The 15,901-nt window shown below is 72.8% G+C and carries 12 protein-coding genes; 1 reads left to right on the top strand and 11 read right to left on the bottom strand.

Features of this window, described 5'->3' with window-relative positions:
• Window positions 1-37 precede the first annotated feature (37 nt).
• The 10 genes from ACTWQC_RS17380 to rpe form a co-directional block, all read right to left on the bottom strand.
• Entirely contained in the window at window positions 38-436 is a 399-nt protein-coding gene (locus tag ACTWQC_RS17380) for a DUF742 domain-containing protein (RefSeq protein ID WP_443316607.1), read from the bottom strand.
• Complete coding sequence (locus ACTWQC_RS17375; protein ID WP_443316606.1) at window positions 433-867, bottom strand: roadblock/LC7 domain-containing protein; 435 nt, start codon at window positions 865-867, stop codon at window positions 433-435. Before ACTWQC_RS17375 ends, ACTWQC_RS17380 begins: the two co-directional genes overlap by 4 nt.
• On the bottom strand, window positions 864-3,305 hold the full coding sequence (locus ACTWQC_RS17370; RefSeq protein ID WP_443316605.1) for a nitrate- and nitrite sensing domain-containing protein: 2,442 nt from the start codon (window positions 3,303-3,305) through the stop codon (window positions 864-866). Before ACTWQC_RS17370 ends, ACTWQC_RS17375 begins: the two co-directional genes overlap by 4 nt.
• Window positions 3,306-3,744: 439 nt before the next feature.
• Window positions 3,745-4,326: a DedA family protein gene (locus ACTWQC_RS17365; RefSeq protein ID WP_443316604.1), complete on the bottom strand. Its 582-nt coding sequence runs from the start codon at window positions 4,324-4,326 to the stop codon at window positions 3,745-3,747.
• Window positions 4,327-4,503: 177 nt separating this feature from the next.
• Window positions 4,504-4,959 carry an Lrp/AsnC family transcriptional regulator gene (locus tag ACTWQC_RS17360; RefSeq protein WP_443316603.1) on the bottom strand — a complete coding sequence of 152 codons (456 nt, stop codon included), beginning with the start codon at window positions 4,957-4,959 and terminating at the stop codon, window positions 4,504-4,506.
• Between the two features lie 10 nt (window positions 4,960-4,969).
• A complete protein-coding gene (locus ACTWQC_RS17355) occupies window positions 4,970-6,478 on the bottom strand; it encodes an amino acid permease (RefSeq protein WP_443316602.1) in 1,509 nt (502 codons plus the stop codon).
• A gap of 479 nt (window positions 6,479-6,957) precedes the next feature.
• Complete coding sequence (locus ACTWQC_RS17350) at window positions 6,958-8,397, bottom strand: GuaB1 family IMP dehydrogenase-related protein (RefSeq protein WP_443316601.1); 1,440 nt, start codon at window positions 8,395-8,397, stop codon at window positions 6,958-6,960.
• 509 nt (window positions 8,398-8,906) lie between these two features.
• On the bottom strand, window positions 8,907-10,019 hold the full coding sequence (locus tag ACTWQC_RS17345) for a DUF5954 family protein (RefSeq protein WP_443316600.1): 1,113 nt from the start codon (window positions 10,017-10,019) through the stop codon (window positions 8,907-8,909).
• Between the two features lie 183 nt (window positions 10,020-10,202).
• A complete protein-coding gene (locus tag ACTWQC_RS17340) occupies window positions 10,203-11,192 on the bottom strand; it encodes a sugar-binding transcriptional regulator (protein ID WP_443316599.1) in 990 nt (329 codons plus the stop codon).
• 162 nt (window positions 11,193-11,354) lie between these two features.
• A complete protein-coding gene (gene rpe / locus ACTWQC_RS17335; protein ID WP_443316598.1) occupies window positions 11,355-12,041 on the bottom strand; it encodes a ribulose-phosphate 3-epimerase in 687 nt (228 codons plus the stop codon).
• 80 nt (window positions 12,042-12,121) lie between these two features.
• On the opposite strand from rpe, the gene ACTWQC_RS17330 reads away from it, so the two are divergent.
• Entirely contained in the window at window positions 12,122-14,251 is a 2,130-nt protein-coding gene (locus ACTWQC_RS17330) for an MMPL family transporter (RefSeq protein WP_443316597.1), read from the top strand.
• A gap of 161 nt (window positions 14,252-14,412) precedes the next feature.
• Here ACTWQC_RS17330 and ACTWQC_RS17325 read toward each other — a convergent pair whose 3' ends face one another.
• A complete protein-coding gene (locus ACTWQC_RS17325; RefSeq protein ID WP_443316596.1) occupies window positions 14,413-15,849 on the bottom strand; it encodes an RsmB/NOP family class I SAM-dependent RNA methyltransferase in 1,437 nt (478 codons plus the stop codon).
• Between the last annotated feature and the right edge of the window lie 52 nt (window positions 15,850-15,901).

Genomic DNA, 15,901 nt, shown 5'->3' with positions numbered 1-15,901 from the left:
CCGGCACCTGCGGCGAATTGTTGTCCCGGGGGTGGATTCACAGCTCGCGCAGCCGGGCGACGACCTCGCGCAGCAGCTCGGGTTCCGGACGGCCCCCGGCGGTGGGCGGGCGGCTGACGTGCGCGAGACCGGCGTCCACCAGGTCCCCGAGCAGGACTCGTACGACGGTGAGCGGCAGGTCGGCGCCGGCGGCGAGCTCGGCGAGGGTGCGCGGGCCCCGGCGGATCAGATCGAGGAGGGCCGTCCTGGCGTGGTCGAGGGCCCGCCGCGGGTCGGCCGCGTCCACCGCGCCGTCCACGGCCGTGACCCAGGCCATCAGGTCGACGTCACGTGCAGTGGCGGACCGGGTGCGGCCGTGGGTGACGGTGTAGGGGCGCACCATCGGGCCTGACTCGTCCTCGTACCAGTGCGCGTCCTCGTCGTCGTGCCCTGTCATCCGCCCGCGGCTTCGGCGCGCGCCTCGGCGGCCATATGCCGTCCCGCCCGCTTGACCAGCAGCGACATCTCGTAGGCGAGCTGACCGATGTCCGTCTCGGCATCGGCGAGCACGGCCAGGCGGCTGCTCTCGCCCGCCTCGGTGACGACGAGGTACGCGTCGTCGAGCATGACCATGGTCTGGCGCACGCCACCGGCCTCGAACCGCTCGCCGATGCCCCTGGCGAGGCTGTAGAAGCCCGCGGCGACCGCGGCGAGGTGATCGATGTCCTTCTGTCGCATGCCCTCGGACGCACTCGTCGCGAGGCCGTCCGCGGACAGCAGGATCGCCTGCCGGACGTTGCCGGTGCGGGCGACCAGGTCCTCGAGCAGCCAGTCGAATGCGCCGGACCGCTCCTGGGCGCCGCCGCCGGTGCGGTGCTCGCGTGTCATCGTCCGCTCCCTGAGTCGTGGTCGGTGTCCGGATCGTGCGGCTCGACGCGGCGGCCGCGCTCCAGACCCCGCTGGAACGCTCCGAAGATCGCGCCCATCCGCTCGGGCGTGACGTCGTCTTCGGCCTCGTGGGCGCCGTGGGCGTCATGGCCGTTGCGGCCCTCGTCCGCGGCGCGACCGGAGGGTGCGGGTGACGGGTCCGGGTGGGCTGTGCGCAGCTGGGGCGCGATGCTCGCCTGGCGCACGCGGGTGGGCAGCTCGGGCCGTTCGCCCGCCTCGCTCGGCGCCGTGGTCTCCGCTTCCGGCTCACTCGTACGCGCCTCCTCCCCCGTCGCATGTGCCTCCGGCACCCTCTTCGTACGTGCGGGAGGGCCGGGTGGTTCAGGCGCGCGGTGGGCGGTCCCCCCGTTCGAGGGGGCCGCGGCCTGGGCGGACCCCATGGCGTGCGCGGGGGTTCCGGCGTCCGCGGGAGCCGCCTCGGCCGCGGGGGAGGCTTCGGCCAGGATCGCGCTCGGCAGCAGGACGGCGGCCGTCGTGCCGCCGTACGGGGACCGGGTGAGGGTCACCTCGATGCCGTGGCGGCCGGCGAGCCGCCCGACGACGTACAGGCCGAGCCGCTCGGTCTGCGCCGGGTCGAAGTCCCCCTCGAGCGCGAGCGTCCGGTTGGCCTCCGCGAGCTCCGCGGGGGCCATGCCGAGACCGCGGTCGTCGATCCGCAGCACGAAGCCGCCCCTGATCTCCTCCGGCCGCATGGTCACCTGGGTGTGGGGCGGGGAGAAGGCGGTGGCGTTCTCGACGAGTTCGGCGATCAGATGCACCACGTCCGCCACCGCCTGGCCGGTGACGCCGACGGCGGGCATCGGTGGCACGACCACGCGCGCGTACTCCTCGATCTCGCCGACCGCCGAACCGACCACCTCGACCACGGGCACCGGGTTGCGCCAGCGGCGGCCCGGTGTCGCGCCGGAGAGGATGATCAGGCCTTCGGCGTGGCGCCGCATCCGCGTCGTCAGGTGGTCGATGCGGAACAGGTCCTCCAGGACGTCGGGGTCGTCGGTGCGCCGCTCCAGGGTGTCCACCAGCTTCAACTGGCGGTGCACCAACGCCTGGTTGCGCCGGGCGATGTTGAGGAGGACGGCGAATACGCCCCGGCGCAGGCCCGCCTGCTTCACGGCCGCCTCCACGGCCGCCCGGCGCGCGGTGTTGAGGGCCTGCCCGACCTGGCCGATCTCGTCCTGTGCCGCCGAGCCCCGGGAGTCGCCGTCGCCGTGACCGTCACCGTCGCCGTCGCCGTACGCGAGCGGCGGAGCCGCCCCGTCCACGTCCACCGGCTCGCCGGTGCTGAGCCGCCGCATCACCTCGGGCAGTTGCTGGGTGGCCAGGTCGGCGGCGTCGCGCAGCTCCTCGAGCCTGCGGGAGATGCGCCGGCCTGCGCGGACCGAGAGCCAGACCGAGCCGCAGACCGCGACGAGGCCGACGCCGCCCGCGATCCCCGACCGGAGCAGCTCGCCCCGGGCGAAGTCGCGGGCGCGGGCCGCCGAGTTCCTGGCGGCCTCGGTGCACAGCACCATGTAGCGCTTGACCGCCCGGTCCATGGTGGTGCGCCAGGAGTCCGCCGCGACCGCCTTCCCCGCGCTCTTCGCCCCTGCGCTCAGCAGCGCGTCCTCGCCCTCGGTCAGCGCCCGGTACTCGCGGCCCCGCTCGAAGTCCTGGAAGAGAGCGCGGGAGTCGGCGGGGAGGGACGGCACGTACGTCCGCTGGAAGACCCGCCGGTCCTCGATCGCGCCGGTCAGAGCGCGGTACTGGGCCGCCTCGAATCCCCCGGCCGCCCTGGCCCCGGCGACGAGCGCATCCTCCCGGGACACGAACTCCCGGACCCGTACGAGGTCCACGACGACCTGCGCCTCCCGCGCGAGGTGTCCCGCCTGGAGGGCGGTCAGCGCCGACCCGACTGCGAAGGTCGGCTCGATGACGGCGGTGTAGTCGTCGACGGCCCGGTCCCAGGAGATCTTCCGGGCGATCACCTTGTCGCGCAGCGCGGGCAGTTCAGCTGCGGCGTCGAGCATCGCGTCGAGGGCGCCGCGCTGCTCCCCGGAGAGGTCGTCCTGGTGCTCGGAGTCCTCCGCCGCGGTACGCATGGCCCGTACGGCGTCGTCGGTGGAGCGCTGCTGGGCTGCCAGATCTGCGACCCGGGCGGTGGCGGCGGGGGATGCGAGATACGCGGCGGCCAGGCGCCGTTCGACCTGGATCTCCCCGACGGCGGTGTCCACGGGGCTGCCGAAGTGCTTGTACACCTCCTGAAGCCGGATCAGCGCCCGCAGGTCACCGGTCATCGAGACCATCACGGAGGCCCAGAGGGTGAGCAGTGCGACGATCGGGATCAGGGTGAGGGCGACGATCCGGGTGCGGATCGTGCTTCGGCCAGGTCGCCGGCGCATGGTCTCCCCGGGGGGCAGAGGGACAGGATGCCTCTGCACGCTAGTGGTCGGAGCCCCGAAGGTTACTCGCAAGTAGGAGGAAAATGACGTACATCACCCCGCGAACAGCACGTAGCGCAGGGCGAGTTGGTCAGGAAAGCGACCCCTTTCCCGGGCCGGCCGGCTCACATGGTTCCGACGTCCGGCCAGTAAGCTCGGGCGTCACCACAGCGCACCGCACATGCCCAGGAACATGCGCGGGTGCCTCATTCGAGGGTGACGAGAACTAATGAAGCGTTGAGCGGCCCGCAGCGGGGGCCGGTTCCCACCTCGGCGGAGCGAGCGTCACGAGGCCCGTCGCGATCGGGGCCCGGGCGGCGGCCGGGGCCGGATCCGGCCTGCGGCATCTGGTCGGGCCGGCTGCCTCAACCGCAGCGTCCGTAAGGCGGCTTGGGCCGCCTCACACAGCCGCCGACACCCTCCGGACACGCGCGGCACGCCTGCAGGACATCCCCTGCGCCGCGGCCGCCACGCCTGCGACGAGCAGGGAGACACCGGGCCCGATGATCAGCGCGGATCCACTGCTCGCGGCGACGAGCCCGCCGGTATAGCCGAGACCGACGGTGTAGGAGACGAAGATCAGCTCGGCGACGCCGGCACCGAGCAGATACCGGCGCCGGCCGAAGCCCACGATGCCGGTGGTCAGCCCGCCCACGAAGCGCCCGCTGGGCACGAAGCGCATCGCTATCACGGCCGGCACACCGTGCCGCCCGACGCGGCTCGCCGCCCACCCCATCGCCGCGCGGCGCCTGGGGTTGCGTACCACCCAGCCCAGCACACGGCCGCGGGCCCGGGTTCCGGCCCAGTACACGGCCAGGTCACCGGCTATCGCGCCGGCCAGCGGTACGAGCAGTACGAGAGACAGCTGGAGCCTGCCTACGGCGGCCAGCGCTCCCGCGCCGGCCAGGATCGCGGAGTTGGGCAGCAACGGCAGCGCGGTGGCGAGTGCCAGCACGGCGTACATCCACAGCGCGCCGTCCATCCCGCCACCTCTTTCTGCAGACTGTTCACGCCACCTGCCAGTCCAAGCTGGCAGATGCCGAGTCGGCGAACAACGACCTGCAAGTGAGGCCCCGGGAAACACCAAGGATCCCCCAGGGGTTCATGCGGCCCGCCGCCGGCCCTCCTTCCCATGGACCACAGGCGAGTTCACACTCCGTCAGCCCGGCGCGCCCGAGCTGTAGCGGCGCAGCAGCGGGGAGAGGACCAGCACCGACTTGGTGCGTTCCACGAACGGCTCGCCCGCGATCCGCTCCAGCACCTGCTCGAAGTGGCGCATGTCGGCGGCGAAGATCTGGACGATGGCGTCCGCGTCGCCGGTCACGGTCGACGCGGACGCCACCTCCGGGTAGCGCGACAGGCCGCGGCGGATGTCCTCGGGTGAGGTGTTGTGGCGGCAGTACATCTCGATATAACCCTCCGTCTCCCAGCCGAGGGCCGCCGGGTCGACGCGGACGGTGAAGCCGGTGATGGCTCCCTCCGCCCGGAGCCTGTCCACGCGCCGCTTGACGGCGGGCGCGGACAGGCCGACCTCGGCGCCGATGTCCGCGTAGGAGCGGCGGGCGTCCTCGGCGAGGGCGTGGACGATGCGTTCGTCGAGATCGTTCAGTCGCACTGCGGGTGGATCACTTCTCTACGGAGCCTGACGTGGTGGCGTCTGCGGGTGCCGCTTCCAGGCGGGAGCGGCGCATGCCGTAACCGAAGTAGATCACAAGGCCGGTGGCCATCCAGACCCCGAAGACCGTCCAGGTGATGACGTCGAGGCTGCCCATCATCCACACGCAGAGCCCGAAGCCGATGACCGGCAGGAGCGGGGAGAGCGGCACCCGGAAGGAGCGGGGCATCTCGGGGCGGGTCCTGCGCAGCACGATGACCGCGATGTTCACCAGCGCGAAGGCGAAGAGCGTGCCGATGCTGGTGGCGTCGGCGAGCTGGCCGAGCGGGACCGCGGCCGCGAGCACACCGCAGAAGAGCGAGACGATCACGGTGTTGGCGCGCGGGGTGCCGGAACGCGAGTGGACCTTCGAGAAGACCTTGGGCACCAGGCCGTCGCGGGACATCGCGAACAGGATCCGGGTCTGGCCGTAGAGCACGGTGAGGATGACGCTGGCGATGGCGATGACGGCGCCCGCGGCGAGCAGCACGCCCCAGAAGCTCTGGCCCGTCACGTTGTTCATGATCCCGGCGAGGGCGGCGTCGGAGCCCTCGAACTTCTTCCACGGCTGCGCGCCGACGGCGACGGCCGCCACCAGGACGTACAGGGCGGTCACGATGAGCAGCGAGAGCATGATCGCGCGCGGAAGGTCGCGCTTGGGGTTCTTGGCCTCCTCACCTGCGGTGGAGGCGGCATCGAAGCCGATGTAGGAGAAGAAGAGGGTCGCTCCCGCGGCGCTGACGCCCGCCATGCCGAGCGGCATGAACGGCTGGTAGTTCCCGGCCCTGATGCCCATGAAGGCGATGGCGCAGAACAGCAGCAGCGCGCCGATCTTCACCGCGACCATGATCGTGTTGGCGCGGGCGCTCTCCTTGGCCCCGCCGAGCAGGAAGGCCATGGAGAGCAGCACGACCAGCAGCGCGGGCAGGTTGAACAGGCCGCCGTCACCGGGCGGCGCGGCCAGCGCGTCGGGGATGGTGAAGCCGATGGTGCCGCCGAGGAGCTCGTTGAGGTACTCGCCCCAGCCGACGGCGACGGCCGCGACCGACACGCCGTACTCGAGGATCAGACACCAGCCGCAGACCCAGGCGACGAGCTCGCCCATGGTGGCGTAGGCGTAGGAGTACGAGGAGCCGGAGACCGGAATGGTGCCGGCCAGCTCGGCGTACGAGAGGGCGGAGAAGAGCGCCGTCAGACCGGCTATCACGAACGACACCATGACCGCGGGGCCCGCGTCCGGCACCGCCTCGCCGAGCACGACGAAGATGCCGGTGCCCAGCGTGGCACCGATGCTGATCATCGTCAGCTGCCACATGCCGAGGGTGCGGCGCAAGGTGCCGCCCTGGCCGTGGCCGCCTTCCGCGACGAGCCTTTCGACGGGCTTGCGCCGCATGAGACGGGCACCGAGCCCGCCGGCGGGCGGCCGGGGGGACTGTGTCTGACTGTCTGCGGCCGGTGGGGCTGCGCCGTGGTCCAACACTGGGTGGGCTCCTTCTTCGATGCCTGTCAGGGGCGGGGACCATCGGCGCCCCCGGCGGGCATGGGAGAAGAGCCCGGTGAGAGGGGGACCGCCGAGCAAGCGGTCTCCGCCACTCCACGTTCAGCGCACGACCCTACGAGCCGGGCGCATGGGCCCGTAATGCACGAACCTTGCGCATCCACGCACCATCGTTGCGCGTAGGCTGCGGGCACGGGAGATCGTTGCAGGTCACCGCATGGATCAGCAAATTCTGGCGTCAGGAGGCCTGGTCAGGAGCCTGCGGGGCACGCGCGCGGGCGTCCGGTCACGGTGTGGGCATGCGTTCCGCGGGGCGATAGGGATGGGGTATCCCCATGCCGTTCAGGCCATGGGGTGGACAGACCCGGCCCGACCGCGTCGCCCCCCGCTGACCGCCGACCGGGGCGGGCGGGACGGGGGCGGCGCGGACCGCAGGACCGTTCCTGCCGACCCGCCGCCCGTCACTGCCAGCTGGCGTGCAGCGGCTGGCCCTCGGCGTAGCCCGCGGCGCTCTGGACGCCGATGATGGCCCGCTCGTGAAACTCCTCGAGAGAGGCTGCGCCCGCGTAGGTGCAGGAGCTGCGCACGCCCGCGATGATCGAGTCGATCAGGTCCTCGACGCCCGGGCGGGCCGGGTCGAGGAACATCCACGAGGTCGAGATGCCCTCCTCGAACAGGCCCTTGCGCGCCCGGTCGTACGCCGAGTCGTCGAAGGTGCGGTTGCGCACCGCGCGCGCGGACGCCATGCCGTAGCTCTCCTTGTACGGCCTCCCGTCGGCGGTGTGCTGGAGGTCGCCGGGGGACTCGTACGTACCCGCGAACCAGGAGCCGACCATGACGTTGGACGCGCCCGCGGCCAGCGCCATGGCGACGTCGCGCGGGTGCCGCACGCCGCCGTCGGCCCACACGTGCTTGCCGAACTTCCGCGCCTCCGCGGCGCATTCGAGAACGGCGGAGAACTGCGGCCGGCCGACGCCGGTCATCATCCGCGTGGTGCACATGGCGCCGGGACCGACACCGACCTTGACGATGTCGGCGCCTGCCTCGATGAGGTCGCGTACGCCCTCGGCGGCGACGACGTTGCCCGCCACGACCGGAACCTGCGGGTCGATGCCGCGCACCGCCTTCAGCGCGCTGACCATCGACTCCTGGTGGCCGTGCGCGGTGTCCACGACGAGCGTGTCCACACCGGCCTCGATCAGCGCCTTGGCGCGGCCCGCGACATCGCCGTTGATGCCGACCGCGGCGGCGATACGGAGCCTGCCGTTCGCGTCGGTCGCCGGGGTGTAGAGGGTGGCGCGAAGGGCGCCCTTGCGGTTGAGGATGCCGACGAGCCTGCCGTCCTCGCCGACCGCGGGGGCGATCTTGCGGTGCGCGGCGTCAAGGCGGTTGAAGGCCTCGCGCGGGTCGATGTCCGCGTCGAGGAGCAGCAGCTCCCTCGACATGACCTCGGTCAGCTGCGTGAACCGGTCCACGCCGGTCAGGTCGGACTCGGTGACGATGCCGACCGGGCGGCCGTCCTCGACCACGACGCCCGCCCCGTGTGCCCGCTTGGGCAGCAGGGACAGCGCGTCGGCCACGGTCGCGTGCGGCGCGAGCACGATCGGGGTGTCGAGGACGAGGTGCCGCTGCTTGACCCAGCCGACGACGTCGGCGACGACGTCCAGTGGGATGTCCTGCGGGATGACCACGAGGCCGCCCCGGCGGGCGACCGTCTCGGCCATGCGGCGGCCGGCGATCGCGGTCATGTTGGCCACGACGAGCGGGATGGTCGTGCCGCTCCCGTCGTGGGAGGACAGATCGACCTCCTGCCGGGAGCCGACCGCGGAGCGGCTCGGCACCATGAACACGTCGTCGTACGTCAGGTCGTACGGCGGCTTCTGATCGTTGAGGAAACGCATACTAACTCTCTCACCTGCAATTTTACGCTGTCGGCGGGTGGGGAGTCAGCACAGAACCCAGCGCGGGTCGGCTGCGGCTCCTACGTCATTGTCCCCGATCGCAGCAGATCCTGGCGAACCCGCGCCCCGGCTCTGTGCCTTCCGCCAGGAGATACGCGCTTCCCCTGTGTCTTCGCCCAAGCCGCGGACGGCCCCCCGGTGCGTCCGCCTCTGCCCCGCACCTCCCCGGTCCGGGGGCTCCGCCCACTGAACCCCCGGAGGCCGGGGGCGAAGCGCCAGCCCCAGGGTGGGGCCAGCGATTGCTGAGGGCCGCCAGCCGTCACCAGCGGCCGGCGGCCTGGCCCCTCGGGGGGTGGAGCCTCGGGTGCGGGGCTGGGAGCCCAGCGCGCTACCAGGGGGCTGGGCCCCTCGACGCCTCGGGGTCTGGGGCAGAGCCCCCAGTTTCGGGGAGGGGCGGGGCAGGGGAACGGCATCGTGCCGGGCGCCTGCAGGCCGCCGCGACGGGCCGCTCAGCGTCGCTCGCGGCGGGCGTTGCGCCGGCGTTCCTCCTCGTGGAACAGCCGGGCCAGCTCCTGGGTCTCCTCGTCGAGTTCGGCAGGACCGTCCTCGTCATCGTCCTCCAGCAGCCCCTGCTCCCGTAGCTGCTGGTTCTGCACCATGACCGGCGGCTGCGGGTCCGGATCGGAGGGGCGCGGTCCCTCGGGGCCGTCCGGCCCGAGCCGGACCAGCCGCTCGACCCGCACCACCCTGAAGCGCCGCCCCGCCACCTCCAGTTCGTCGCCCCGCTCCTCGTCGAGGCGATCCGCGGCCCTCGCGTACTCCGCGCGCTCCTCCGCTCCGAGCTTGAGCTTCCACGGCGCCATGACCCGCAGGCGCATCGCCAGCCCGTCTCGGGCCGCCTGCGGCGTGGTCGAGTTGACGGTCGATTCGGGCCGCCAGCGCCCGTCCAGGTACTCGGCCGTCATGAACGTGGCCGGCAGCAGCACGCCTCCCGGGTGCGTCTCCGCGGCGCGCAGCGAGTCGGCGCGCACATCCGGCGGCACGGTGCCCTTCTTGCGGCCGCCGGACAGCAACTCAAGTTTCAGGATTCCCTCCGACATGCCCGTGGCGGTGATCGGATCGATCACGAAACCCGCCGTGGGGTCAGGGACTTCACGCGCCTGTCCGGGCTCACCCGGATCGGGATCCGTCGGGCGCGGGGGCTCGGGCCCTGCCGGTCCCATGCGGATGAACGGTTCCGCACGGACCACCCGGTACCGGTCGCCCCGGACGGTCACCTCGTCGACGGCCTCCCAGTCCATCCGCTCGGCCGCCCGCATGCACTCCTCGTGCGCCGCCTGGTCCCCGGACCGCTCCGCCTCCTGCGCCAGCCGCCGGAAGTGGGGGCCCATGCTGTCGCGGGCGTCCTGCGGCGCGAGCCCGGAGAAGTACGGGTGCAGCTCCCAGCCGCCCTCCTCGCGCTCCCGCGCCACGCCGAAGACCGGGCCACCGGCGAAGTAGATCTCCGGATACGCGTCGCGCGCCTGCCACGCCTCAACATCCGCGAGGGCCGCGACCGGAGCATCCTGCGGGGCGACCCTGATCGTACGGTAACCGGGCACTTGCTCACTGTGACGAGACATGCATTCAGCATGCCCGCGCACGCGCCCGCGGCGCAGCGAAAACGAGCACCTGCCCCCGCGGCGAGCGAGGTGATGCCCGGTCTCATCCGGTGAACTGACGGAAGATTCCAGTGAGTTCGTACGGCTGCCGCGAAGTCGGCGACCTGGCGGGCGTCGCCGAGGTGTTCCCCCTCGGCGGCGCCCTCACGCGCCGTCCGGGTCCGCCCGGTCCAGGGCCGGCCGCAGGCCGGGGTTGGTCTCGTGCAGCAGGTAGTCCGCGGCCGCGGTGTCCGTGACCAGGCTGGTGACCAGACCCGAGCGCAGCACGGCGCCGATCGCGGGGGCCTTGCGGTGGCCACCCGCGATGGCCACCACCTCCGGGATCCGGCGAAGCCGGTCGGCCTCGACGGTGATGCACCGCTCCCCCAGGTCGCGGCCGATGCGCCGCCCCTCCGCGTCGAAGAGGTGCGCGGACATCTCGGCGGCGGCGCCCAGCGAGGCGTAGTGCTCCCGCTCCTCCTTGGTGAGCATGTCGTAGACCGTGGAGATGCCCGCCTCCCAGGAGCCGATGGAGACGCAGGCGACCGTGACCTTGTCGAAGTACTCGAAGGCGCGGGCGATCCCGGTCTGGCCGCGCAGGGCCGCGGCGGTGGCCGTGTCGGGCAGCAGCATCGGCGCGTAGATGGGATGGGCCTCGCCGCCGGAGACCTGGGCGGCCCGCCGTACGGCCTCGACCGAGCCGCGCTCGGCGGTGCCCGCGTCGTACACGCCGGTGAGCTGGACGACGGTGCACGGCGGCAGCCGGTCCAGGGCCGCGGCCATGTGGATGGTGGACCGCCCCCAGGCCAGGCCCAGGACATCGCCCTCGGCGACCAGCTCGCCCAGCAGGTCGGCGGCGACCTCGCCGAGGTTCTCGGGGTCGGGCGCATCCGCCTCGGCCTCGGAGGGGGACTCCACGACGACCGCGTGACGCAGGCCGTAGCGGGCGCGGAGCGCGTCGGAGCGCTCCGCGTCCAGCTCGGCGGGGACGCGGATCTCGATGCGTACGAGGTCGCGCTCGAGGGCGGTCTCCAGGACCCGCGCGACCTTGAAGCGGCTGACGCCGAACTCCTCCGCAATCTGGATCTTGGACTTGCCCTCGAGGTAGAAGCGGCGGGCCATGGCCGCCGCCTGCACCAGCTCAGCGGGTCCCATCCGCAGGGCAGACCGACCCGCCGACTTAGCAGACACCGCACTCTCCTCACTGCTGCACTTGCCGGCACCCCCGGCCCCGCCGGGTGGTGCCCTCCTGCTCATCCTGTCAGAACCGGCGGTTGTTGATCAGCCCTTGCCGCCCCGCGTTCACCGAGCTGACGTTCAGTGGTTGCACGCCCACGCGGCGCTGGCGATGGTCTCCTGCGCCCGCGCACGCAGGGCGCGCACGGCAGCGGCCGGGTCGTCCTTGCCGTAGACAGCGGAGCCGGCGACGAAGACGTCGGCTCCCGCCTCGGCGCACCGCTCGATCGTTTCCGCCGAGACCCCGCCGTCCACCTGGAGCCACATCTCCAGACCGTGCTTGGCGATCAGCTCACGCGTACGGCGGATCTTCGGCAGCATGATGTCGAGGAACGCCTGCCCGCCGAAACCGGGCTCGACGGTCATGATCAGCACCATGTCCAGCTCGGACAGCAGGTCCTCGTACGGCTCGATCGGGGTGGCGGGCTTGAGCGCCATGGAGGCGCGGCCGCCCTTGGCCCGGATCTCGCGGGCCAGCCGTACGGGCGCATGGGCGGCCTCGATGTGGAAGGTGACGGAAGCGGCCCCGGCCTCGACGTACGCCGGGGCCCAGCGGTCCGGGTCCTCGATCATCAAGTGGCAGTCCAGCGGTGTGTCCGCGGCGCGGGCCAGCGACTCGACGACCGGCACGCCGAGCGTCAGGTTGGGCACGAAGTGGTTGTCCATCACATCGACGTGGAGCCAGTCGGCGCCCTCGACGGCTTGCGCCTCCTCCGCCAGGCGCGAGAAGTCGGCGGAGAGGATACTGGGGTTGATCTGAACGGCCATGGCACTAAGCCTGCCATGGCCGACGGCTGCTGACGGACGCGTGGTTGACACAATCCGGGGAGCCCTTGATGCCGGACGTCATGTCGGAAGGACGATCCCGGGGCGTTGCATGGCTGGTGTGCGGCCGTCGCTCCAAGTGGCTCGTCCTTCTGCTGTGGCTGGTCGCGATCTTCGCCCTCGCCCCGCTGGCCCAGAAGCTCAGCAGCGCCCAGGACAACGACGCCACCTCCTGGCTCCCCGGCAGTGCCGAATCCACGCAGGTCCTGGGGCTGTCCGAGGACTTCCGGCCCGAGACCATGCCCGCGGTGGTGATCTACGCCCGGGAGAGCGGCCTCACGGCCGCGGACCAGGCGGCGATCGCCGAGGACGCGGCGGAGCTGAAGGGCCTGAGCGCGCACGGGATCCGCGGTGAGGAGGCCCGCGGCCCCCTCTACAACCGCCCCGGAGACCCCCGCGCCGCACTGATCTACCTGCCGGTCACCGTCGACGAGGAGGGCTGGGAGCGGCTGTCCAAGGCGGTCGACGACATCCGGGAGACGGTCGGCAGCGGCGGTGGCGGCAGTGGCGGTCTCGAGGTGTACGTGACGGGGCCCGCCGGCACCAACGCCGACTTCGCCGAGGTCTTCGAGGGCATCGACTCGACGCTGCTCCTCGCCGCCCTCGGCGTGGTGGTCGTGGCGCTGCTCATCACGTACCGCAGTCCCACCCTTCTCCTGGTGCCGGTGGTCTCCGCCGTCGCGTCCCTGCTGAGCGCCCAGGCGATCGTCTATCTCCTGGCCCGCTACGCCGACCTGACCGTGAACGGGCAGAGCGCGGGCATCCTCACCGTCCTCGTCTTCGGCGCGGGGACGGACTACGCCCTGCTGCTGGTCGCCCGGTACCGCGAGGAGCTGCGCCGGCACGAGGACCGGCACGACGCGATGGCGCTGGCCCTGCACCGGGCGGGCCCGGCCGTCATCGCCAGCGGCGCCACGGTGTGCGCGGGCATGCTCGTGCTGCTCGTCGCCGAGATGAACTCGACCAGCGGGCTCGGCCCGGTCTGCGCGATCGGCGTGCTGATCGCCGTGCTCGCGATGCTCACGCTGTTCCCCGCCTTGCTGGTGATCGTCGGGCGCTGGTTCTTCTGGCCGGTCACCCCGTACTACGGGTCCGCCGAGCCGACCGTGCGGGGGCTGTGGGCCCGTACGGGCAACCGCATCTCGCACCGCCCGCGCGCCGTCTGGTCGGTCACCGCCGTCATCCTGGCCGCGCTGTCCCTCGGCATCCTCGCCCTGCGTGCCGAGGGCATCAGCAACACGGACGCGTTCACCGAGGAGCAGGAGTCGATCAAGGGACAGGAGGTCTCGGCGCGGTACTTCCCCGCGGGCAGCGGCGATCCGCTGGTGATCGTCGCGAACGCCGACCGGGCCGAGCAGGTCGGCCGGGCGGTCGCGGCCACGCCCGGTGTGGTGCCGCAGTCGATCGGCGTTCCGCCGGGAACCGCGCGCGAGCACGAGGGCCGGGTCCTGTTCGAGGCGACGATGACCGCCCCCGCGGACAGCGCGGCCGCGAAGGACACGGTCGAGCGGGTGCGGGACGCGGCTCACGCCGTCCCGGACGCGGACGCCAAGGTCGGCGGGGGCACGGCAGCGCTGCTCGACGCGGAAACCGCTTCCACCCGGGACAACGCGGTGGTGCTCCCGCTGGTCCTGGTCGTGGTGCTGGCCATCCTGGGCCTGCTGCTGCGGGCCGTGATCGGCCCGCTGGTCCTGATCGCGACGGTGGTGCTGTCCTACGCGGCGGCGCTCGGCATCAGCGCGCTCGCCTTCCGCTACCTGTTCGACTATGCGGGCGAGGACACCGCCTTCCCGCTCTTCGTCTTCGTCTTCCTGGTCGCCCTGGGCATCGACTACAACATCTTCCTGTCCAGCCGGGTCCGCGAGGAGGCCCGGAGGCAGGGCACGCGTCGCGGGGCGCTCACCGCCCTCGCCGCGACCGGCGCCGTCATCACGTCGGCCGGCCTGGTCCTGGCGGGCACCTTCGCCGCGCTGGGCACCCTGCCCCTGGTGGGCTTCGCCGAAATCGGCTTCGCGGTCGCGCTGGGCGTGCTCCTGGACACCTTCGTCGTACGGTCCGTGCTGGTCACCGCGTTGTTCCTGGACATCGGACCCCGCATGTGGTGGCCGCACCGGCTCGCTGACGAGAACGGGTCGTCAGCGAGGACGCCTTAAGGCAGCGCATGGTTGCGGCCGGTTCGGCACCGCCGGTACACGCCGTCCGGCTTCTCGCCGTCGGGGCGGAAAAATCGTCCGCCGCAACGGCGCTCAACCACGGCGGCGCGCCGGCGGTGCCGAACTCGGCCGCACCTCCACGAAATATCGCCGGCGCCGCGTCACCCCGTACGCCGCAACAGGGCCAGATACATCGCGTCCGTGCCGTGCTGATGCGGCCACAGCTGGACGTCCGGGCCGTCGCCCAGTGCGGGCACCCCCGGCATCAGCGGCCGGGCGTCGATCCACTCCGCGGGGGCCGCGGCCCCGCCCCGCCCCTTCAGCACGTCCTCGACCACGGTCCGCGTCTCCGCCAGGTGCGGCGAGCAGGTCGCGTACCCGACGACCCCGCCGACGCGTACGGCGTTCAGCGCCTCGCGCAGCAGCGCGCGCTGCAGCGGCGCGAAGCCGTCCAGGTCCTCGGGGCGGCGCCGCCACCGGGCCTCCGGGCGGCGCCGCAGGGCGCCGAGGCCGGTGCACGGCACGTCCACCAGCGCCCGGTCGAAGGCGCCGGGGCGCCACGGCGGGCGGGTGCCGTCCGCGGCGATCACCTGGTACGGGCCCGGGTTCCCGGCGAGGGCCCGGTCGACGAGGCGCGCCCGGTGCGGCTGCTTCTCCGAGGCGAGCAGCGCGGCGCCGCGCTCCGCCGCCAGCGCGCCGAGCAGCGCCGCCTTGCCGCCCGGCCCGGCGCAGCCGTCGAGCCAGCGGGCGTCGGGCCCGTCCAGGGGAGCGTTCGCGAGCGCGAGCGCGACCAGCTGGCTGCCCTCGTCCTGCACGCCCGCACGCCCCTCGCGGACCGCGTCGAGCGCCCCGGGCTCGCCGCCCTCCGCCAGCCGCACGGCGTACGGCGACCAGCGGCCCGGCAGCCCGGCCTCCTCCCCCAGCGTCTCCAGCAACTCGCCGGTGGTGGACCGGCCAGGCCTGGCGACGAGCGTCACCTCGGGCCGCTCGTTGTCCGCCTCCAGCAGGTCCTCGATGCCGGCGCGGCCGCCGCCCAGCGCGTCCCACAGCGCGGAGACGATCCACCTCGGGTGCGAGTGGACGACGGCCAGGTGGTCCTCGGGGTCCTCGTCGTACGGCGGGGCGACCCGCTCCAGCCAGCCGCCGAGCTCGTCGTCCGCGATCCTGCGCAGCACGGCGTTGACGAACTTCGCCCGCCCGTCGCCGAGTACGACCCGAGCGAGCTCGACGGTCGCCGAGACCGCCGCGTGCGTCGGGATCCGGGTGCCGAGCAGCTGGTGCGCGCCCAGGCTGAGCACGTCCAGCACCGGCGGGTCGACCTCGCGCAGCGGCCGGTCCACGCACGCGGCGATGATCGCGTCGTACGTGCCCTGGTGGCGGAGCGTCCCGTACACCAGCTCGGTCGCGAGCGCCGCGTCCCGGCCGTCGAAGCCCTCCTCCTCCCGGGCCTTGCGCAGCAGCGGCGGCAGCACGAGGTTGGCGTACGCGTCGCGCTCGTCGACGGCCCGCAGCGCCTCGAAGGCGAGGATGCGGACCGGGTCCTTCTTGGGGCGGCGGTAGGGCGCGCCGGGACGGCGACGACGGTGCTGGTCGGTCACGGGAAATGTGCTCCGGAGATGGATCGCGGCTGAACGGATTCGCGGCTGGGAC

Origin of the sequence: Streptomyces sp. 8N616 (genome assembly GCF_052246385.1) — a bacterium.
In the GTDB taxonomy this organism is placed as follows: Bacteria; Actinomycetota; Actinomycetes; order Streptomycetales; family Streptomycetaceae; genus Streptomyces.
The sequence above is the reverse complement of the archived record's forward strand: the minus strand, read 5'-3'. Positions and strand labels throughout refer to the sequence as shown.